The 19966-nt window shown below is 69.7% G+C and carries 17 protein-coding genes; 3 read left to right on the forward strand and 14 right to left on the reverse strand.

The features are described 5' to 3' along the window. Window positions 1-203 precede the first annotated feature (203 nt). Entirely contained in the window at window positions 204-2168 is a 1965-nt protein-coding gene (locus R2APBS1_RS15590; protein ID WP_236126965.1) for a hypothetical protein, read from the reverse strand. Between the two features lie 41 nt (window positions 2169-2209). Next, the gene (locus R2APBS1_RS15595) at window positions 2210-3334 is read right to left on the reverse strand and encodes a hypothetical protein (RefSeq protein WP_236126966.1); all 1125 of its coding nucleotides are present in this window, start codon (window positions 3332-3334) and stop codon (window positions 2210-2212) included. Window positions 3335-3539: 205 nt separating this feature from the next. On the opposite strand from R2APBS1_RS15595, the gene fusA reads away from it, so the two are divergent. Next, window positions 3540-5579, forward strand: a complete 2040-nt coding sequence (fusA, locus tag R2APBS1_RS15600) for an elongation factor G (RefSeq protein ID WP_007513789.1) — start codon at window positions 3540-3542, stop codon at window positions 5577-5579. Between the two features lie 198 nt (window positions 5580-5777). On the opposite strand, the gene R2APBS1_RS20290 is transcribed toward fusA, so the two are convergent. The 10 genes from R2APBS1_RS20290 to R2APBS1_RS15640 all read right to left on the reverse strand — a co-directional run bounded on the left by R2APBS1_RS20290 (window position 5778) and on the right by R2APBS1_RS15640 (window position 15022). Then, a complete protein-coding gene (locus R2APBS1_RS20290) occupies window positions 5778-6209 on the reverse strand; it encodes a hypothetical protein (RefSeq protein WP_015448671.1) in 432 nt (143 codons plus the stop codon). A gap of 22 nt (window positions 6210-6231) precedes the next feature. Then, a complete protein-coding gene (locus tag R2APBS1_RS20295) occupies window positions 6232-6744 on the reverse strand; it encodes a hypothetical protein (protein WP_157769766.1) in 513 nt (170 codons plus the stop codon). Window positions 6745-7320: 576 nt separating this feature from the next. Further along, window positions 7321-8628, reverse strand: coding sequence for a DUF58 domain-containing protein (locus R2APBS1_RS15605; RefSeq protein ID WP_007513792.1), 1308 nt, complete (start codon window positions 8626-8628; stop codon window positions 7321-7323). Window positions 8629-8677: 49 nt separating this feature from the next. Next, complete coding sequence (locus R2APBS1_RS15610; protein ID WP_007513795.1) at window positions 8678-9682, reverse strand: AAA family ATPase; 1005 nt, start codon at window positions 9680-9682, stop codon at window positions 8678-8680. After that, a complete protein-coding gene (locus R2APBS1_RS15615; RefSeq protein ID WP_015448673.1) occupies window positions 9679-10788 on the reverse strand; it encodes a DUF4350 domain-containing protein in 1110 nt (369 codons plus the stop codon). The genes R2APBS1_RS15610 and R2APBS1_RS15615 overlap by 4 nt, the downstream gene beginning before the upstream one ends. After that, complete coding sequence (locus R2APBS1_RS15620) at window positions 10785-12305, reverse strand: hypothetical protein (RefSeq protein WP_015448674.1); 1521 nt, start codon at window positions 12303-12305, stop codon at window positions 10785-10787. Before R2APBS1_RS15620 ends, R2APBS1_RS15615 begins: the two co-directional genes overlap by 4 nt. Continuing rightward, window positions 12295-13272, reverse strand: coding sequence for a stage II sporulation protein M (locus tag R2APBS1_RS15625; RefSeq protein WP_007513470.1), 978 nt, complete (start codon window positions 13270-13272; stop codon window positions 12295-12297). The genes R2APBS1_RS15620 and R2APBS1_RS15625 overlap by 11 nt, the downstream gene beginning before the upstream one ends. Continuing rightward, on the reverse strand, window positions 13269-13949 hold the full coding sequence (locus R2APBS1_RS15630; RefSeq protein WP_007513469.1) for an RDD family protein: 681 nt from the start codon (window positions 13947-13949) through the stop codon (window positions 13269-13271). Before R2APBS1_RS15630 ends, R2APBS1_RS15625 begins: the two co-directional genes overlap by 4 nt. Further along, on the reverse strand, window positions 13949-14467 hold the full coding sequence (locus R2APBS1_RS15635) for an RDD family protein (protein ID WP_007513468.1): 519 nt from the start codon (window positions 14465-14467) through the stop codon (window positions 13949-13951). Before R2APBS1_RS15635 ends, R2APBS1_RS15630 begins: the two co-directional genes overlap by 1 nt. Window positions 14468-14554: 87 nt before the next feature. After that, window positions 14555-15022 (reverse strand): SET domain-containing protein, encoded by a 468-nt coding sequence (locus R2APBS1_RS15640; RefSeq protein WP_007513467.1) that lies wholly within the window; start codon window positions 15020-15022, stop codon window positions 14555-14557. A gap of 242 nt (window positions 15023-15264) precedes the next feature. On the opposite strand from R2APBS1_RS15640, the gene R2APBS1_RS15645 reads away from it, so the two are divergent. Together R2APBS1_RS15645 and R2APBS1_RS15650 are read left to right on the forward strand one after the other, a co-directional pair. Then, window positions 15265-15741 (forward strand): hypothetical protein, encoded by a 477-nt coding sequence (locus R2APBS1_RS15645; RefSeq protein ID WP_015448675.1) that lies wholly within the window; start codon window positions 15265-15267, stop codon window positions 15739-15741. 30 nt (window positions 15742-15771) lie between these two features. Further along, the gene (locus tag R2APBS1_RS15650) at window positions 15772-17562 is read left to right on the forward strand and encodes an acyl-CoA dehydrogenase C-terminal domain-containing protein (protein ID WP_015448676.1); all 1791 of its coding nucleotides are present in this window, start codon (window positions 15772-15774) and stop codon (window positions 17560-17562) included. A 118-nt stretch (window positions 17563-17680) separates the two neighbouring features. On the opposite strand, the gene R2APBS1_RS15655 is transcribed toward R2APBS1_RS15650, so the two are convergent. Both R2APBS1_RS15655 and R2APBS1_RS15660 read right to left on the reverse strand, forming a co-directional pair. Further along, window positions 17681-17905: a hypothetical protein gene (locus R2APBS1_RS15655; RefSeq protein ID WP_015448677.1), complete on the reverse strand. Its 225-nt coding sequence runs from the start codon at window positions 17903-17905 to the stop codon at window positions 17681-17683. Window positions 17906-18044: 139 nt separating this feature from the next. Then, complete coding sequence (locus tag R2APBS1_RS15660; RefSeq protein ID WP_015448678.1) at window positions 18045-19940, reverse strand: alpha/beta fold hydrolase; 1896 nt, start codon at window positions 19938-19940, stop codon at window positions 18045-18047. Window positions 19941-19966 lie beyond the last annotated feature (26 nt).

Consider the following 19966-nt stretch of genomic DNA (forward strand, 5'->3'; position numbering starts at 1 on the left):
CTGCCGTTGTTATCAGCGACTTTTGAGGGTGTATGAGTTACCCGGGCGAAAATGAGGGTGTAACGGGGGCGAAAATGCCGTGGTTGCTGGATCAGGTGCGTGTTGGCGGTTGTCGTCATCTCCCGGGGCCATGCTCGTGTGCTCAACCGCGGCGGCCACGGTGTATTCGGTTCGCCTGATCGGGAATGGCCCTCTGCCGCAACTCAGTGGAACTGATCGCTCGCCGGCACCCATGAGCTGGATGACGCGGCGGGTGTGGTCGGCCTGGCCGGCAGCACGGGACCTGCGCAGCCGGGCGGTGGCGGGCTGCCGGCGACGCGGGCGGCGGCGCATTCGGCGCTGTTGTCGAACGTGACCATCGGCGCTGGGGCGGTGCGGCTGACCGCCGGAGCGTGCGCGGCGGCCGGGTTGGCCGGCGCCAGGTGCAGGCGTTCGTAGACCTTGTCGTCGACCGGCTTCGCCGGCGGATCGGGGTTGTCGCAGCCGAACAGCGCGATCGGCAGCAACGGCATCACCGTGCACTCCACGCGCACGCCACGCGGCAGGTGGAAGGTGTGGCTGACCTTGGTCTTCTCCACCGCGCGACGCAGGGCGGTGTCGATCGAGCTTTCGCCCTCGGGCGCCCAGTCCTGTTCGAAGCGGGTCGGCTGGTAGCCGATGTTCGGCACGCCGTGGCGCATGATCTCGGTGTCGCCACGCGGCTTCAGCTGCACGTAGCTGCCCAGCTCGCCCTGCGGCTTGCCTTCTTCCGCACCGGGCTGGTCGCCGCCGGGTTGGCCTTTGCCGGGCTGCTCGCCGCGACGCCCCTTGTCGCTGCCCTGACGCGCCGCCGGCTGCGCGGCGGCGGTGCCGGTGCGGGTGCTTTCCGGCGCAGCGACCACGCCTTCGGGCTGGCCGGGCGTGGCCAGCTCGCTGCCTTGCGGCGTGGCGTCGGGGGCGCGGCTGACATCGCGTCCGCTGCGGGCGTCGTCCGGACTGGGCGTGGGCGGCCCGGCCGGTGCGGGGGATGGCGACGCCAACGGCGGACTCGCCGCCGCTGCGGCTGGCGCGGCGGCGGCGGCGGTTGGCGGCGTGCTCAACTGCGGCCGCGCGATGAACGGCTGGACGTCCATTTGCCGCGCGGCATCGGCGACGTCGATCTTCGCGCTCGGCGCCGGCGGCTCGATCCGCGACGGCGTGGCCGGCGCCAGCGGCACCGTCTCGAGTTCCGCCTGGGCCACCTCGATCGACGGTGCCTGCAGTTGTGGCCGCTCGGTCGGCACGGTCGGCGCGGGCACGCTCAATGGCGCCTGCACGTTCACGCTCGGCGCAGGCTGCGCCGGTAACGGGATGGGCTGCAACTCGGGCACCGGCGGCGCGGCGGGAAGCTGCGCGCGGATCGGCGTGACACTGGCCGGTGCGGTGGATTTCGGCAACTCGGTGCTCAACGCGATGCTCGACACGGTGATCGGCGGCGCGGCCTGCGGCGGCAGTTCCGGCAACGCCAGCGACGGCGGCGGCGGCAGCGGGCGCTTGCCTTCCAGCTGCGGCTTGCGCACCGACTCGGGCTGGAACTTCGGCGGCACCGGCAGCTGCACGACGGGCGTCGGCAAGCTCACGGCCGGCGGCTCGGCAGCCAGCGGGATCGGCCGCAGTGCCGGCGTCGGCGCCGGCTGCGGCAGGCTCACCGGCGCCGGCGGCGCCGCGGCCGGTTGCGGTTTCGGCGCGCGCGGCGGCGCGGCCTTCGCGATCGTCGGCGGTGCGGCGGCTGCGGCCGGCGGCTGCGCCACCACGGCCACCGCGTTCGCGCTGCGCTCGCTGCCAGGCGCAGGCCGGCTGCGGCGGCCCTGATGCCGCGGGCCGCGCTCCTTCGGTGGGGTGCCGCGCACCGGCGGCGGGGGCGGCGGCTCCGGCGGCTCGACCAGGCGCACCTGCAGGAACTGCTGCCGTGACTCCGGCGGTGGCACCACCTGGAACGCCGGGCCGAGCACGAAGCCGAACAGGAACAGCAGATGCACCAGCAAGCTGCTGACCATGGCAAGGATGCGCAGGCCGCGTTCGCGCGAACGCAGCCGGGTGCGCTGGTGATAGACGCGGGCCCGCGTGGCTGCCGCCAGCGGCGAGCTCAGCATCACCCGCGCCGGATTGGCGGGGCGGCTGGCAGGCGGGTCCGGGGGCGGCAGGGGCATGCGGCGAGTGTAGCGGCCGCGCCCGCGCTTCCGCATGACGCTCAGGGTTGCCTGGCGGTTCCCGCGGCACGCTCGCGCAGCTCGGCATCGACCGCGCGACTCGGCGTGTCGACCGGGCAACCCCACGCCAGCGGTTTGCCGGCACGGTACATCGCGATGCACGCTTCCTCGCCGGGCTTCGGCGGTGCGTGCGCGTCGCCGCCCAGCGGTTTCGCCGGCGCCATGCTGAGGCGCTCGTCGCCGTCCTTGGCCGAAGGCGGTGGCGGCGGATCGCCGCCGCAGCCGCCGGCCAGCATGGCAAGCGAAACGCCGCAGTGGATGCGCACGCCACCGGGCAGGCGGATGGTCTTCTTCAGCGTGGTCTTGTCCACCAGCTTCTGCAGCGCGCTGTCGATCGCATTGCTGTTGCTGTTCCAGTCCTTCTCGAAGCGCGTAGCCTGGTAGGTGACCGGGCTGCGGTGCTGCATGATCCGCGGGTCGCCCTGCGGCAGGCGTTGCACGTAGTCGGGCGTGGGCGCGCTGGCAGCGGCCGCGGGCAGCAACGGCTGGCCATGTTCGTCATACAGGCGCGGCGCAGCGGCCGCTGCCGGCGTGGGCACCTGCAGGGTCATCGCATCCTTCGCCGGCGGCTCGTGCGGACGGGGCAGCGCGCGAGGCTTCGGTGGCGTTGGCATGGCTGGCGGTGGCGGCGCGGCCGCGGCGTTCGGCGTGCGCGCGACAAAGCGCACCTGCAGTACATCATCCAGTTGAAGGTGCACCACGCTCCGGATCACCGGCGGCCGCATCTGCTGCCAGATCACCAGCACGAACAGCACATGCAGCAGGCCGGCCACCACCAGCGCCAGCCAGTGCTGGCGACGCTCGCGCCGCGGCTCGCGCCAGCGCCGTTGCCGCAACAGCGCCTGCGCCGCGCCTTCCAGCGGACTCAGGCCGCGACCCGGCAGCTGGCCGGGTGCCGGGTCCGGCGGCGGTGGGCGGTGCCGGGCGAGCTGCTGCGGACGGACGATGACGATGCCTCGCGGGTAATGGCGACGGACAGGATGACCGATGGCGCTTGAACCTCCGCCCAGCGTCGAATGGCAGCTGGGCAGGCGGCGGCTCGACTGGCCGGGCCGCGACGTTTGGTTGAGACCGCCGCTACACGGCAGCGGTTCCCCGCACTGCAACTTGACCGCACCGACGGTTCGCTCAAGGCTAGCCGGGCGGCGCCACGCGCCGTCTCTCCGCCATGACCGCGCTTGCCCGGTGCACGCCACGCCCTGCAGCGGCACAACACGACCATGACGGCCCGCCATCGTCAGCCGCCAACGCGCGGCCTCACGCGGCGCCGTTCATGCCACGAGGCCACGCCCTGCATGGGAGGGTCGCATCGTGACGTATTCCACGGAAAGCATCCGCAACATCGCGCTCGCCGGGCACGCCGGCGTGGGCAAGACCACGTTGTTCGAGGCGCTGCTGCACGCCGGCGGCGCGATCCAGGCGATCGGTTCGGTCGAGCGCGGCAACACGGTGTCGGACAGCGACAGCCAGGAGAAGGCGCGCGTCCACTCCATCGACAGCTGCATCGCCGGCCTTGACCACGCCGGCTGCCGCATCAACCTGATCGACACCGCCGGCTACGCCGACTTCCGCGGCGGCACGCTGTCGGCGCTGGCCGCGGTGGAGACCGTGGCGGTGGTGGTCAATGCGGTCAACGGCATCGAACACGGCACCCGCCGCATGATGATGCACGCGAAGGCACGCGGCCTGGCGCGCATGCTGGTGATCAACAAGATCGACTACGACGGCGCCAAGCTGGCGGCGCTGGTCGAGGCGCTGCGCGAGGAGTTCGGCAGCGAATGCCTGCCGGTGAACCTGCCCGCCAACCGCGGCAGCCGGGTACTGGACTGCTTCTTCCACACCGACGGCGCCACCGATTTCTCCTCGCTGGCCGAAGCGCACCAGCGCATCGTGGACCAGGTGGTCGAGGTCGACGAAACCGTGATGGACCGCTACCTCGACGCCGGCGAAGGCGCGCTGACCCCGCAGCAGCTGCACGACGCGTTCGAGCAGTGCCTGCGCGAAGGCCACCTGGTGCCGATCTGCTTCGTCAGCGCGCGCACCGGCGCGGGCGTGCCCGAATTGCTGGACGTGGCGGCGCGGTTGCTGCCGAACCCGGCCGAGGGCAACCCGCCCCCGTTCGTGCGCGGCGACGGCACGCCGCTGCAGGTCAGCGCCGACGCCACCGCGCACGTGATTGCCGACGTGTTCAAGATCGTCAACGATCCGTTCGTGGGCAAGCTGGGCGTGTTCCGCGTGTGGCAGGGCACGGTGCGCCGCGACAGCCAGCTCTTGGTCGACGACGGCCGCAAGCCGTTCAAGGTCGGCCACCTGCTGCGCCCGCAGGGCAAGGGCCACGTGGAGATCGAGGCGGCAATCCCGGGCGACATCGCCGCGGTGGCGAAGGTGGAGGAGATCCACTTCGACGCGGTGCTGCACGACTCGCACGACGAGGACCGCATCGTGCTGGCGCCGCCGACCTTCCCCGCGCCGATGTTCGGTCTGGCGCTGGTGCCCAGGCACAAGGGCCAAGAGCAGAAACTCTCCAACGCGCTGGCACGGCTGGCCGAGGAAGACCCGTGCTTCCGCGTCGAGCACCACAAGGAACTCAACGAGACGGTGGTGCGCGGGCTGTCCGAGCTGCACCTGAAGGTGATGCTGGAGCGCATGCGCGAGCGCTACGGCGTCGAGGTGGACTCGCAGCCGCCGCGCATCGCCTACCGCGAAACCATCGCCGGCCAGGCCGAGGGCCACCACCGGCACAAGAAGCAGACCGGCGGTGCCGGCCAGTTCGGCGAGGTCTTCCTGCGCATCGAACCGCTCGAGCGCGGCGCCGGTTTCGAGTTCGTCGACGCGGTGAAGGGCGGCGTGATCCCGAACCAGTTCCTGCCGGCGATCGAGAAAGGCGTGCGCCAGGCGATGGAGCACGGCGCGGTCGCCGGCTACCCGCTGCAGGACCTGCGCGTGACCGTGTACGACGGCAAGTACCACCCGGTCGACTCGAAGGAGGTCGCCTTCATCAGCGCCGGCAAGAAGGCGTTCCTCGACGCGGTCGGCAAGGCGAAGCCGATCGTGCTGGAACCGATCGTCAACGTCGAGGTGGCGATTCCCGAGCACAGCGTGGGCGACGTCACCGGCGGCCTGGCCGGCAAGCGCGCCCGCATCCTAGGCACCGACACCCAGCGCGGCGGCGAGCTGGTGATCAAGGCGCAGGCGCCCTTGGCCGAACTCACCGACTACCCCACCGAACTGAAGTCGATGACCGGCGGCCGCGGCCGCTACAGCCTCGACCTCAGCCACTACGAAGCCGTGCCTCCGATCGTGCAGAAGCAGCTCAGCGCGGCGTGGAAACCGCATGCGGAGGAGGATTAGCGGCCAGAGAGGCCGGTCGTGGATCAAGCGCCTTGGCGCTTGATCCGGCGAAGCCGAGGCGGGCCTTGGCCGGACTCGGCGAGTCGAAAACGGGTTGCGCTGCCCGTTTTCGACATTGAACCCACGCGATTGGAAGCGTCGCCCCACCACGACCACAGCCAGATCTAAAACGAAACCTGGAACCGTTTTCGGGCTTCGCTATTCTGGCGCCTGCAGCAGCCGGCCAACCTTTGGACCATCCTCTTTGCCTTCTGTGAGCCAAAATTGGACACCGTAGGCTCCTGCATGACGGTGTATGTAGTAAGCCATCCCCTCCTTGGCGTCGACCTCGAACTGCGCCGAGGCGGTCAGCCCCGAGTGTTGGTAGAGCACGCCGAATCGGTGCGCGCCAGGCGTCAGGTAAATGTCACTCGGTAATTTCCTAAGCTCCCAGTTACTTTTGCTCTGCGCGCCGTCTACGGACGTAATGAATAGATAGTGTCCTTCTGAGCGCAAAAGCGTTCCTGCAGAGTCGGAAAGAGCGATCAGATGTGCCATGTAATTTAGGTTTGCGGCTGGAGGCACAAATCGACGCACATCGGCCGAGCAGGCAGTTAACACGACCAGTAACATCCAAAGTAGCTTTTTCATCAGGATCCCAAGATGTTAACGCTTAATGAACGATGTATCGAACATCGAATCGACCAATGGGATATGTCAAAATATCCAGATGGTTGCCCCAATCAAAGTTGATCCGAGTTATAGATGTGTCTAAGTGTGAGTTATCGGAAGCCACTAGCGCATAGTTGGCGTCAGCGCCAGGCACAGTCACATCAAGCGCCATCGAGAGCGGCGTAAAGCTACCCTGCCCTTCTACGGAATAATCGTATCCGTCCGGCGATGGGTTTACCACCTGCCCAGTCTTCGTCAGCACGCGAACTATGGGAACCGCTATGCGTTTGTCCATGCCTAGGCATGCACAGTAAGAGGTGACCTTCAGATGAAGAGTACCGTTCACGGGCGACAGGCGATACAGACGGTAATAAGAATTGCCCTGCATTAACTCCACGACTGGTGCACCTGGACCTAGGTCACCCTCAATGGGATGCGCACTTAGTAATGGTGCACCGCTCTGAAGTTTTATCGCCATCAAGGGAACCGGGTTGGCACGTGCCAAACTGCTCATAACGTCTTTGCTGGGTGGTACTGTAGCGCACCCGGAGATGAGGAGAATTGGAGGAAACAGCCACCTAATTTTCATGTATGTGTCCTTGGTTGTCTTTCACAAAAAATGGTGCGCGCAGAAAAGAGGATAAGGTTCATGTCTTGATACACGGCCAGTGAACCTGAACCATCTTGCCACCCAACGCCGGAGTTAACTTAAATTCGGTTGTTGAATGAACTCTGATCGTGCCGCCTAATCCTGCCGTCTGATCCCTCCATCTTTCCTCATGCGGTGGCACCGACCACGCAACGATCCTCCCACCCGAAACCCACAGCGACAAACGAATCGCACCCTGCCCTCGCGCCGACCGGCCCGACCCTACAACCGATTCCCCCGCTCGATCGCCATATACCGCTCGATCAGCGCGCCGGAGAGTTCGCTGCAACGCACGTCCAGCGTGTTAACGCCTTCGCGCCGCAGCGCCTCGTGCACGCGTTCGCGTTCGGCTAGCACAAAGGGGACGGAGGTAATTATCCCGATTTAATTACCTCCGTCCCCTTTACGACGAAGTCGATCGATCGGGGAACGTGAAGCTTGCTACAGCCGGCTGCTGCGCTTCACGGCGAGATAGCGTTCGATCAGCGCGCCGGACAACTCGCTGCAGCTGACATCCAGCGTGTTCACGCCTTCGCGGCGCAGCGCTTCGTGCACGCGTTCGCGTTCGGCCAGGTAGTGCATGGCGGCGGCGCTGCGGATGCCGGTTTCCAGTTCGTCGCCGGGTTCGGCGGCGGCGCGGTCGAGCGCCAGTTCGCGCAGGCTGACCAGCATCACCAGGTGGCGTTTGGACAGCATGGTTACGGCCATGCGCAGTTCCACGTCGTCCTCGTCGCGCACGTTGGTGATCAGCACCACCAGGGCGCGTCGCTGCTGGTGCGCCTGCAGCGCGCTGGCGGCGGCGAGATAGTCGGTGGCCAGCGGCATCGCCTGCAGGTCGTAGCCGGCGCCGAGCAGCATGTCCATGCCGCCGCTGCCCTGCTGCGGCGGCAGCCAGCGCTGCTGCTGGCCGGTGCAGGCCAGCAGGCCGACCGCGTCGCCCTGGCGCAGCGCGATGCTGGCCAAGGCCAGCGACGCGTTCAGCACATGGTCGAAGTGCGCCAGCTGGTCGTCCTGCGCCAGCATGCGGCGGCCGCAGTCGAGCATCAGCACGACCTGCTGGTTGCGCTCGTCGCGGTACTCGCGCGAGATCAACCGGCTGCTGCGCGCGGTGGCCTTCCAGTCGATCTTGCGCAGGCTGTCGCCGACGCGGTAGTCGCGCAATTCCTGGAACTCGGTGCCTTCGCCGCGGCGCCGCTGTAGCCGCGCACCGACGCTGCGCGAGGCCAGCTCCACGCTGAGCCCAGCCAGCTCGGCCAGCGCGGCGAAGTTCGGATACACGCGCACCGTCGACGCCGCACCGAGCACGCGGCGTGCGCTCCAGCAATGCCACGGCGAACGCAGTTGCACGTGGCAGCCGGCGAACGTGAACTGGCCGCGCGCGTCGGGCGTGACCGCGTAGTCGAGCAACACGTCGCCGCCCGGCGGCCGCACCAGCGTGCGCGGCATGCCGCGCACCGACCAACTGCCCGGATGCAGGTCGTGCAAGCGCAGCTTCTGCGCGCGCCGCGCGGTACCGCGCAAGCGCAGGCCCACGCGTGCTTCCGGACCCAGCGGCAGCACCGGCGCCAGCTCGCGCGACACCTCGGGCGACGGCATCCGGCGCAGGCGCCAGCCATCGACCAGCGCCAGCAGCGCGATCGCCGCGCCGCAGGCCAGCCATGCCGCGAGCGGCAGCCAGCCGAGGCTGGCCAGCACGCCGAGCACGGTCCAGCCGAACAGCAGCCACAGTAGCGCGGGGGCAGGCCGCATCAGCAGCTCCCGAGCATGCGTGCGCTCCTGCAAAGGCGGTCGGCTCGCGTCATTGGCGTGGCGCCGGCACCTTGTGCAGCAGCGCCTTGAGCACGTCGTCGGGGCGCTGGCGTTCGAGCAGCGCTTCCGGCGCCAGCAGCAGGCGGTGGCGCAAGGCCGGCAGTGCCACCGTGCGCACGTCGTCCGGAGTGACGAAATCGCGCCCGTCCACCGCCGCCTGCGCGCGCGCCAGCCGCGCCAGCGCGAGACCACCGCGCGGACCGGCGCCGCCGATCACGCCCGGCCATTCGCGCGTGCTGCGCACGATGCGCACGGCGTAGTCGGTGACCGCCGCGTCCATGCGGATCGCCGCCACGCCCTGCTGCAGCGCGACCAGTTCGGCCTGACTCAGCACCGGCTGCACCTGCGCCACGTCGAGGTCGGAGGCGACCTTGCCGTTGACCACGCCGGCGACCATGCGGCGCTCGTCGTCCAGCGTGGGGTAGCCGATGGTCACCTTGATCAGGAAGCGGTCAAGCTGCGCCTCGGGCAGCGGATAGGTGCCTTCCTGCTCGATCGGGTTCTGCGTGGCCACCACCATGAACGGCGCCGGCAACGGGAAGCGGCGACCCTCGATGGTCACCTGCCCTTCCTGCATCGATTCGAGCAGCGCGGCCTGGGTCTTCGCCGGCGCGCGGTTGATCTCGTCGGCCAGCAGCAGGTTGGCGAACACCGGGCCGCGGCGGATCTTGAAGGCCTCGGTTTTCGGATCGTAGATCGCGTGGCCGGTGACGTCGGCCGGCATCAGGTCGGGGGTGAACTGCACGCGGCCGAAGCTGCAGCCGACCGACGCGGCCAGCGCGCGCACCAGGAGCGTCTTGCCCAGCCCGGGCACGCCTTCGATCAGCACGTGGCCGGAGGCCAGCAGGGCCAGCAGCACCTGCTCGAACACCTCGGTCTGGCCGATGAAGGCGCGCGCCACCTGCATGCGCAGGGCGCGTACGTGCTCGCCGAGTTCGGTGGTCGACAGCGGTGCCGGCGGCGTGGCCGGGGCGGCGAGGGTTTCGGTGCTCATGGGCGGCTCCTGAGTCGGGCCAGGGTGGTGATGGAAGCGCGGAACGCCGGCGCGTTCGCGGGTGACTGGAAGGCCTGCGCGATCTGCGCGGCGTCGAGCTCACCGCGTTCGGCCAGGCGTGCGTAAAGGGCATCGCCGTTGAGCATCGCGCAGGCGGGGTCGCGCCGACGCAGGCGCGCCAGCACGGTCTCGCAGGCCAGCCGGTGCAGGCTGCGTCCGCCGTCGCGGCGATACAGGAACTCGCCGGCGGCTTGCACGTGTTCGAGCAGCGCGCGCCGATGCAAGGCCGGCGCCGGCATCAGCGGACCCAGCCGCGCGCTGCGCATCGCCATCCACGCGGCCAGCAACACGGCCAGCGCCAGCAACGCGGGCCAGCCCTCGATCGTCAGCCACGCGAGGAAGGCCGGGCCGTCCAGCGCGTAGACCAGGTAGACCACGCCGCGCCCGCGGTTCGGCGCGAGCAGCTGCCAGGCGAACTGCTGCGCGGCGGCCTGCTTCAGCTGGTTGCGCGAGAGCGCGTCGAAGCCGGCGAGCAGGCTGACCGTGCCCTGGCCCAGCCGGGTGCGCGCGAACAGGTAGCCGCCCTGCGCGTCGCCGATCACCGCATCCACCGGCACGCCCGGCTGCAGGCGGAAGCGGTGGCCACAAAGCAGCACGCCCTCCTTCTCGTTCGCGGCGGTGGCGCGCAGCAGGCTGCAGGCATGTTCCGCCGGGCGCGGATCGAGCAGGCCCAGCGCCTCGAACAGCGGCATGCGCGCCGTCGCGGCGGCCCCCGGCGACAGCAGCAGATGGCCGCCGCTGCGCACGAACGCGGCGATCCGCGCGGCATCGTCGGCATCGACCCGCGCCGCCTCGGCGCCGAGCAGCAGGGTGGCGCCGGAGGTCAGCGGCATTTTTTTCGGGTCCAGCGTGGTCAGCGAGATCACCGGCTCGCCCACCCGGCGCAGCGTCTGCTCCAGCGCGAAGAAGCGGTTGTAGCGTGCCTCGCCATGGGCGGCCACCGGCTCGGTGACGTCCTTGCGCTCGAAGGTGGCGAAGAAGCCCGCCACCAGCAACGCGGCACCCAGCACCAGCAGACCCGGCAGCAGCAGCGCCCGCCGGTTCATGCCGACGCCCCCGCCTGCGCCGGCCAGCCGCTCAGCAGCTGTTCGATCGCGGCGTCGTCCGGGTAGCGCCCGGCATACGCGGCGAACTGCCAGGCGCGCACGATCGCCACCACGCGTTGCGCACGGGCGGGGTCGGCGATGGCCGTGGCCTGGCGCAGCCAGTCCGCCTCGGTCGCCTCCGCCGCCGGCGGCAGCCGCAGCAGCTGCGCGGTGTGTTCCACGCAGCCGCGATACAGCAGCGCCAGCGCCTCGCGGCGCTGCCGCGCCTGCCACAGCGCGCGGGTCGCGCCGGCGAGGTCGACCGGCAGCGGCGCCGCGCTCGCGGCATTCGCCTGCAGGCTTTGCGCCAGCGCCGGCAACGGCTCGTCCGCCGCCGGCAGCAGCCGCCCGCGCCAGCGCCAGGCAAACCACGCCAGCGCGCCGACGGCACTGATCAGCAGCAGCCACAGCAAGACCTTGAACACCACCGCCAGCACGCGGGCCAGCAGCGGGAACGACAGCGGCTGCGCGCGCGCGGCCGGTTCCGAGGCGTACTTGAAGGTCCAGCGACGCAGCTTGCGCTCGCCGCCGAAACGCGGGTCGCGGTAGACCTCGGCGGCGGCCTCGGCGAAGCGTCGATCCACGCCAGCCGGTTGCCCGAACACCTGGTCGAGGTTGCTGGCCACCGGCTTCGGCACGTCCACGGTCGCGGTTGCCGCCCGCACGGACAGCGGCAACGCGCCGGCGCACAGCAGCAGCACGCCGAGCAGCTTGCCCAGCCCCTGCAGGCGCGCGCGCAGGCGGCGGAACGCCAGGTCGATGTCCCACGCTTCCAGCTGGGTGCGCCGGTTCAGGTACAGCGCGAAACCGCAGGCCACGTACAGCGGCTCGATCGCGCTCATCGCCAGGTAGGCCACCGTCGCAGCCGCGAGGATCCACGGCGTGGCGGCGACGTGCACGTCGTCGCGGAAGAAACTGGCCAGCGATTCGGGCCGCCACTCGTGCGGAATCAGCAGCAGCGCGAACAGCCAGAAGCTCAGGAACAGCACCAGCTCGAACTGCAGGCAGCCATAGGTGAGCAGACTGGTCTCGCCCACGATGCGCCGGCGCAGCACCTTCCAGCGCGCGGCACGCTGCTGGCGCGGCGCGCCTTCGAGCAGCTCCAGCGGCAGGCGCAGCGCGCGGCTGCTGTCGACGCGCAGCCAGCTCAGCGCGGCCAGCGTGCTGCGCCAGCTCCACTGGCGCTGGCCGCGCAGGGTTTCGCGCCAGCCTGGTGCGCGGTCGAACACCGCGCGCGACAGGACGTACAGCGGCAAGCGGTCGAACAGCGGCTTCAGCCACCACACCAGCAGCAGGCCCAGCCACGGCCACCCCAGCAGCACGCCCAGCGCATTGCACAGCACGAACACCGGCAGCGTGAAGGCGAACCACGCCGACCACACCGCCGCCGCATTCGCGCGCAGCATCGCGGCGCCCAGGTCCAGCGCCTCGCGCGGCGTGCGCGGTCGCAGCACCACGCTGATCCGTTCAAGCTCCATGCGTGTCTGCCCTGCCGCCGCGCCACAGCCAGCCCAGCACCAGCAGCCACATCAGCGCGCCGCTGCCGAACTTCAGCGCGTCCGGCAACGCCGCGATCGATGACCAGTACGCCTCGATGAAGGCCGCCACCAGCAGCATCGCGAACGCGCCCAGCGCAAGCTGCGCGCCGACCCAGCCGGCCGCGACCAGTGCCGGGCCGCGCCGCTGCCGGCCCGGCGCCAGCAGGGTCAGGCCGAGCTGCAGGCCGGCGCCGCCGGCGATCACCAGCGCGCTCAGCTCGAACGCCGAATGGCCCACCACGAAGCGCCAGAACGGGCCGCCGTAGCCGATCGCGGTGAGGTGCCCGGCGATGCCGCCGATCAGCACGCCGTTGGCGCCCAGCACGTAGATCGCGCCGACGCCGAAGACCAGGCCCGAGGCGAACGTGCGGAACGCGATGCTGACGTTGTTCATCACGTAGTAGCCGAACATCTGCAGGTCGGTGCCGCTGCTGCGGCCGATGTGCGCGTTGGCCGGGTCGTACATCTTCTCGAACTGCACCAGCTGCGTGCTGCTGAACAGCGTGTGCGCCAGCTCCGGGCGCAGTTGCAGCAGCACCAGCAGGCACAATGCCGGCAGGTAGAACAGCGCCGCCGCCAGCGCCATGCAGCGCCACTGCGCGCGCACCAGGCGCGGGAAGCCCGCCACCAGGAAAGCCGCCACGCGGTGCCAGCGCGGCGCCGGCGGCCGGTACAGCACGCGATGCCCCTGCTGCACCAGCCGCTGCAGCCGCTCGGTAACCTCGTGGCTGTAGCCGCGCCCACGCGCCAGCGCCAGGTGGTGGCACACACGCCGGTAGGACTGCGGAAACTCCAGCGCCGGTTCCTGCCGCAGGGTGCGCTTCGGCTGGCGGTCCAGCGCGTTCAGCCACGACTGCAGACCGTCCCACTCGCGGCCGTGCAGGGCGACGAAGCGTTCCTGCTTCATGCCCGCCCCAGCAGCCAGTTGGCGTGCGCGACCAGTTGCCGTATCGCCGCAGTGTCGTTTCGCCCGATCAGCGGCGCGAGCAGGTTCGCCAGTTCTTCCTGCCGTTGCACGGTGAGCTGCCCGGCGCGCTCGGCGTACTCCACCAACGCGACCTGTTCGTCGGCCGCCAGCACCAGCGGCAACGGTATCGCCGGCAGCGCCGGTACCTGCTGGCCGGCCGGCAGTTCCTGTGCGTGGATCACCATGGTGCCCGCCACGATGTCGCCGAGCCGGCGCGCATGCGGGTCGATCAGCGTGCTGGCCAGGCCCACGCCGTACACGCCCGGCAGCGCGTCCACCACACGCAGCAGATTGCGCACCACCGACGGCAGCCAGGTCACCGGCGTGCCGTCGGCCTTGACCACGCGCAGGCCCAGCGCGCGTTTGCCCAGGGTCTGCCCATCCAGCCACACCTCGCACGCCACCGAGTACGCCCACAGCAGCGCGAACATCAGCAGCATGGCCAGCCCGTTGCCGCCCTTGCCGAACAGCGCCAGCGGGATCATTGCGACGAACAGCACCAGCAGGCGCAGCAGCAGGTCGACCATCCACGCCTGTGCGCGCGGCAACGCGCCGGCCGCACGCAGGCGCAGCGAGACGCCTTCGGGCGTCTCGATTTCGCGCACGGTGTCGATCATCAGACGTCGACGACGATGGTGTCGGCGATCAGGTCGTGCAGGCAGCGGCGCTCCTTGCCGAAGATCAGCAGCGGATCGACCAGGCCGATCAACTTGCCCACCAACGGGATCACGCCGATCAGGCTCACCGGCAGCACCCGCAGGAAGATGTAGCGCGGCAGGCTGACGCGGCTGCCGTCGGTGCGCACCACCGCGATGTCCACCGCGCGCTTGCCGACGGTCTGCCCGCTACGGTGCAGCATCAGGCAGTTCACCACCAGCACGCCGAGCATCAATGCCATACCGAGCAGCATCAGCCCCACCATCGGCGCGGCAGGCTTGAGTCCCTGCCTGACCGGCCCGGCCATGGTGGCGGCCCAGAGCACCGGAGCCAGCCAGATCACGTTGACCAGCCCGTCCAGCAGCGCCGCGCCCAGGCGCTTGCCGCGCCCGGCCTTGCGGTTTTCCAGGTCGTACGCATCCCACGCGGCCACATCGTCGACCACGGCCGCCGGCGCGGCATACGGATTGGTTTCCATCGCTTCCTTCCCCTTGTCGCTGTCCCTGACTGCCCTCCCCCATGGCGGGCAATGCCGGCGAGTATAGAAGCGAATTTCGGCCGTTGACTACCGCTTCGGCTTGAGCAGCGTACCGGTGCATTTCGGCGAGCCGCACAGGCACTTCCACAGCTTCTTCAGGCGTGCGGTGTGCGGCACGTCGAGCACGATGCCGTAATCGTAGGTGAGCTCCTCGCCCGGCTTGATGGCGCGGATCGCCTCGATCAGTACGCGATCCCGCCGCGGGTCGCCGCTGGCGCTCTCCTCGACCACGGCGCGGCAATTTGGCGCACAGCTGTGGTTGATCCAGCGCGCGCTGTTGCCGCCCTGGTTGGCGTCGACGATGTAGTCGTCGTTGAGCGTGAACAGGAAGGTGTGGCCGGTCTCGCCGCCGTCGCCGTACAAGTCGTCCGCTTCGGCGTGGCTCATCAACTTGCCCTTGTACTCGATGATCTGCTCCCCTTTGGCGATCGGGGCAGTGGCGAACACGCCATTGCCGTGGATCGGCGAGCGGCGTGCAACAAAGCGTCGTGACATGCGATGGAAGCCCTGCGGATGAAGGATGAAAAGTCGATGATGCCCGTTTGCCGGTACCCGCGAAACCTTCGCCGGCCCTCCGCACCAAAGTCCGGTTTGCGCCTGCCGAAGGTTTCGCGGGCACCGGCCGACCTGCCTGGCGGCTCCACGCCGCTGCCACCGGCGATCATTCGCCACCACTGGCGCCAACCCCCTCAATCGCGGTTAGAATCAACATTCAAACGATCGTTTGGAGAGTCCCCATGCGTCTGCTGCGCTGGATCATCCCCGTCTTGCTGCTGGGCTTGGCCGCCTGTGGTCCGGCGAAGAAGAGCGTGTACCCGCCGACCCTGAGCATCCAGCAACTGGTGGTGCTGCCGGACGGTCAGTGGCGGCTGACCGTGCGCATCCAGAACAACAGCTACGCCGGGATGGACTTCACCTCGCTGGACGGCCAGCTGCAGGTGGCCGAGCTGGTGCCGGTGCGGCTGCACGCCAGCTTCGAGCGCGACATTCCCGAGCTTGCCGGCGACGTGATCCAGCTCAACGTGCTGCCCACGGCGGCGATGAGCCAGGCGCTGCAGGCGATCGCCGCCAGGGGCAGCGCCGGGGCACTGGCCTATCGCATCAGCGGCAGCACCAGCGCCAAGCCCGAGCAGGAAGCCAAGCCGCGCTCGTTCGACTTCAACGGCAACGACTGGATCTCGCCGGTGCCGGGCATCCCCGACACCTACCGCTAGACGTCCCCGCTTTCCACCGAAGGAACCACCATGACTGCTTACAAGGCCCCCCTCGACGACCTGCGCTTCGCCCTGTTCGACGTGCTGAACGCGGAGCCGACCCTCACCGCGCTGCAGGGCGGCGAGGCCCACAGCCGCGACCTGTTCGACGCCGTGCTGGAGGAAGCCGGCCGCCTCAGCGAGCAGCTGCTGGCGCCGACCAACGCGCCCGCCGACGCGGAGGGCTGCCGCTACGACAAGGCCAGCCAGACGGTGACCACGCCGAAGGGCTTCAAGGAAGCGTTCAAGGCCTTCACCGAAGGCGGCTGGACCGGCCTGACCAACCCCGAGGTCTACGGCGGCCAGGCGCTGCCCGGCGTGCTCGGCACCGCCACCACCGAGATCTTCCAGTCCGGCAACCTGGCCTGGAGCCTGTACCCGCTGCTGTCCGAAGGCGCCACCCACGCGATGGAGCAGCACGGCGAGGAGTGGCAGCGCCAGCGCTTCATGAAGCCGATCGTGGAAGGCCGCTGGACCGGCACCATGTGCCTGACCGAGCCGCAGGCCGGCTCCGACCTCGGCCTGCTGAAGACCCGCGCCGAGCCGGGCACGGCGGACGCGGACGGTCATTCGGTGTACAAGCTCAGCGGCACCAAGATCTTCATCAGCGCCGGCGAGCACGACCTGGCCGAGAACATCGTGCACCTGGTGCTGGCGCGCCTGCCGGACGCGCCGGAAGGCAGCCGCGGCATCTCGATGTTCATCGTGCCCAAGTTCAAGGTCAACGCGGACGGCTCGCTGGGCGCGCGCAACACGGTGGCCGCCGGCGCGATCGAGCACAAGATGGGCATCCACGCCTGCTCCACCTGCGTGATGAACTTCGACGGCGCCGAGGGCTACCTGATCGGCAAGCCGCACAAGGGCCTCGCCGCGATGTTCACCATGATGAATGCGGCGCGCCTGTCGGTCGGCGTGCAGGGCCTGGCGCTGGCCGAGCGGGCGCTGCAGAACAGCCTCAACTACGCGCGCGAGCGGCTGCAGTCGCGCGCGCTGTCCGGCCCGAAATTCCCGGACAAGCCGGCCGACAACCTGCTGGTGCAGCCGGACGTGCGCCGCATGCTGCTGACCCAGCGTGCCTTCGTCGAAGGTTCGCGCGCACTGGTGCTGTACACCGCGCTGCAGACCGACATCGAACATCGCGCGACGGACGAGGCAGCCCGGCAGCAGGCCGGCGAGCTGGTCGCGTTCCTGATCCCGATCGCCAAGGGCATGACCACCGAACTGGCGCAGGAGTGCACCAAGGAAGCGCTGCAGATCTACGGCGGCCACGGCTACATCGCCGAGAACGGCATGGAACAGTTCGTGCGCGACGCCCGCATCATCACCCTGTACGAAGGCACCACCGGGATCCAGGCGGCCGACCTGCTCGGCCGCAAGATCCTCCAGCTGCAGGGCGTGGGCGCGAAGCACTTCCTGCAGGAGATCAGCGCGTTCTGCCAGCAGCACAGCGCCGACACGGCACTGCGCCAGCTGGTCGGCCCGCTCGCCGTCGCCACCAAGGAATGGAGCGAGCTCACCCTGAGCCTGGCCCAGCGCGTGCAGGCCAATCCCGAGGAACTCGGCGCCGCGGCCACCGACTACCTGTACTACAGCGGCTACGTCACCCTCGCCTACCTGTGGGCGCGCAGCGTGGCCGCCGCCGAAGCCGGCAACCAGCCGGCGGCGTTCAAGCAGGCCAAGCGCGACACCGCCGCGTTCTACTTCGCCCGCATCCTGCCGCGCACGCTGGCGCACAAGGCAGCGATCGAGGCCGGCATAGGCAGTCTGCCGGCCATCGACTGAGTCGCCGCCAAGCCTTTCGGCAAACAATAGCCCGGGCCAGTCCCGGGCTTTTCGTCAGGCCGATCTGCCGCCGGAGGTGTCCATCCGGGTCAGGTTGTGCTCTGCAACGACAGGCCGGTCACGCACCGCACTGCACGCTGCCTTGCGTGCCCAGGTACTGCCTGATCCATTCCTCGTGGGCTTCGACCGCCTGCAGCAGCTCTCGCGCCATGGCCGCCTGCGTCGCGGCCGTACCGGGCGGTGCTGGTGGCGCAACAGGCCTGGCCATGCGCGGCGGCGACGCCTCCGTGCGGGCCGATTCGTGCTCGATCAGGTAGCTGATGTCGTAGGCAAGGTCGTTCATGCCCGAAACTAAGCAACAGGCTTGCCAAGTCCGACGATCGCCGCCGGGGCCACCATCGCGGCTCCGCACAGGGTGCACCGAACTCGCGGCAGGCAGCCTCGGCGATCGCCCGTGATGGATCGCCCGCCTCCCGCCCGGGTCAGTCGACCTTCTTCAACGCCGCCAGCTGCAGCCGCAGAATCCGGCGCAACTCCAGGATCGCCGCGGGGGTTTCCTGCACGCTGTGCCAGGACGGTATGACCAGTTCGGAGTCGGCGCCAGCCAGGTGCGCGCTGCTGTACGGCACCAGGCCGTCGTTGCTGTCCCGCAACGCGCCCTTCGATCTGTAGACGCCGATGATGGAGTGGTAGCGCACCTGCGGCGCGATCGGCAGGTCGGCGGCGGCGACGATGAACGGGTCGCTGTCGCCGAGGTTGTCGATGCTGTTGGACACGCGCAGCGGCGGACCGCCGCCGGCGTCGTCGGACTTCAGCAGGTCGGCGATGTCCGCCATTTCCTTCAGCACGGCGACCGGCAGCCGGATCAGCTCGCCGAGCCAGCGGGCGAGCCGGTGCCGTGCGTACGGCGTGCCGCGGTGCGGTGCGGCCAGGAACACCGCGCGGGTCACCTGCGGCATCGGGCTGAACTGCAGGTACGGCGCCAGCCGCTGCTGCAGCCGCTGCCGCTTCTTCGCCGACAGGTTCGCACGCGCCGGGATCACGCCCCACAGCCGGTCGCCGCTGGAGGACACCAGCAGGCGCGCGATCACGCCGCCCATGCTGTGGCCGATCAGCACCATGTCGCGCGAGGCGCGCGCCTGGCCGGAGGGATCGTAATGTTGCAGCGTGGCGTCCAGCGCCTTGCGGATGCTGGCCAGGTTCACCGCCACCGGCAGGTTGGTCGGGTAGTAGACCTCCCACACCTGGTAGTGGCGGCGCAGCTCTTCGTCGCCCATCACCTCGTTGGCCACGTTGATCCATGCTTCCGGACTGCTGGCCAGGCCGTGCAGCATCACCACCGTGAGCCGGTCCGGATCGTAGGGCTGCATCAGCAGCACGCGCGGCGTCTTGAGGCCGCCCTCGCGGCCCAGCAGCGAGCGGATCGACTGGCGGGCGAAGCCTGAGCGCGCCAGCCACACGCCGTAGGGTGCGGTGAAGTTCGCGCCCAGCGGCACCGCCCGACCGCCGACCGTGACGGTGTCGTCGTGATACGGGTCGCGCACCAGCACGCTCACCTGCCGCGTCGCCAGCAGCTGGGCCAGCGTGCTGCCGTCGAACACCAGCGCGCCGGTGACCGGCACGTAGTCGGGTTCGCGCCATGGCACGGCGGCGTCGGCCGTCCCGGCCGGCGCCACGGCCACGAAGTCGGAACCGAAGCCATCGCGCCGATAGACGTTGCGCAGGCCGTCGAAGCGCAGATTCGCCGCGGGAATCAGCTCCGCCGGTACGCGCGTGCCGCCAGCCAGGCGCACGTCGCTGTGCGGACGCAGCACGCTCCAGCCGGCCAGCGTGGTCTGCGTCCAGTGCGGGTCCAGCCGCGGCAGTTCCAGGAAGAAGCGGCTCATCGCGCGCTGCACGGCCAGGTTGTAGAACCCAGTCACCTGCACCTGGCGCCATTCGAACGCGCGCTCGGCGGGCGTACGCGCGGTGTAGAAGAGGTAGGCATAGGCGTAGCGCGCGGATTGCAGGAAGGCGTCCAGCGTCGCGTCGTCCATCGCCTTGCCGCGCCGCGACCGCTCCGCCTTGAGCGCCCGGCCCAGCCACAGCTCGGCCAGCGCCGAGAGCCGCTGCTCGTCGGTCAACCCCGCCGAACGGGCGACGGTGTCCGTGCAGGCGGCGAACTCGCGCTGGCAGCTGTCCGGCGTCAGCGCGACCACGTTGAGCGACTGCACGGTGCGGTCGCTCGGCCGGTCGGCGACGATCACGTCGGCGCGCCGCTGGCTGACGTAGTCGTGGGTATTGACGTGGCTCACCCCGACCATCGCGCAGGCGTCGAGGCCGAGCAGCCCGAGGCCGAGCATGCCGCGCAGGACCCAGCCACCGGCGCCGATCGTCATCGGCGCGCCTTCATCGACATGCCCAC

It is taken from the genome of Rhodanobacter denitrificans (genome assembly GCF_000230695.2).
GTDB lineage: Bacteria > Pseudomonadota > Gammaproteobacteria > Xanthomonadales > Rhodanobacteraceae > Rhodanobacter > Rhodanobacter denitrificans.

Bases quoted from the DNA above. Each gene is read 5' to 3' on its own strand.
- R2APBS1_RS15590 (WP_236126965.1), bottom strand. From the start codon at position 2,168: ATGCCCCTGCCGCCCCCGGACCCGCCTGCCAGCCGCCCCGCCAATCCG.
- R2APBS1_RS20290 (WP_015448671.1), bottom strand. From the start codon at position 6,209: ATGAAAAAGCTACTTTGGATGTTACTGGTCGTGTTAACTGCCTGCTCG.
- R2APBS1_RS20295 (WP_157769766.1), bottom strand. From the start codon at position 6,744: ATGAGCAGTTTGGCACGTGCCAACCCGGTTCCCTTGATGGCGATAAAA.
- R2APBS1_RS15605 (WP_007513792.1), bottom strand. From the start codon at position 8,628: ATGCGGCCTGCCCCCGCGCTACTGTGGCTGCTGTTCGGCTGGACCGTG.
- R2APBS1_RS15610 (WP_007513795.1), bottom strand. From the start codon at position 9,682: ATGAGCACCGAAACCCTCGCCGCCCCGGCCACGCCGCCGGCACCGCTG.
- R2APBS1_RS15615 (WP_015448673.1), bottom strand. From the start codon at position 10,788: ATGAACCGGCGGGCGCTGCTGCTGCCGGGTCTGCTGGTGCTGGGTGCC.
- R2APBS1_RS15620 (WP_015448674.1), bottom strand. From the start codon at position 12,305: ATGGAGCTTGAACGGATCAGCGTGGTGCTGCGACCGCGCACGCCGCGC.
- R2APBS1_RS15625 (WP_007513470.1), bottom strand. From the start codon at position 13,272: ATGAAGCAGGAACGCTTCGTCGCCCTGCACGGCCGCGAGTGGGACGGT.
- R2APBS1_RS15630 (WP_007513469.1), bottom strand. From the start codon at position 13,949: ATGATCGACACCGTGCGCGAAATCGAGACGCCCGAAGGCGTCTCGCTG.
- R2APBS1_RS15635 (WP_007513468.1), bottom strand. From the start codon at position 14,467: ATGGAAACCAATCCGTATGCCGCGCCGGCGGCCGTGGTCGACGATGTG.
- R2APBS1_RS15640 (WP_007513467.1), bottom strand. From the start codon at position 15,022: ATGTCACGACGCTTTGTTGCACGCCGCTCGCCGATCCACGGCAATGGC.
- R2APBS1_RS15645 (WP_015448675.1), top strand. From the start codon at position 15,265: ATGCGTCTGCTGCGCTGGATCATCCCCGTCTTGCTGCTGGGCTTGGCC.
- R2APBS1_RS15650 (WP_015448676.1), top strand. From the start codon at position 15,772: ATGACTGCTTACAAGGCCCCCCTCGACGACCTGCGCTTCGCCCTGTTC.
- R2APBS1_RS15655 (WP_015448677.1), bottom strand. From the start codon at position 17,905: ATGAACGACCTTGCCTACGACATCAGCTACCTGATCGAGCACGAATCG.
- R2APBS1_RS15660 (WP_015448678.1), bottom strand. From the start codon at position 19,940: ATGACGATCGGCGCCGGTGGCTGGGTCCTGCGCGGCATGCTCGGCCTC.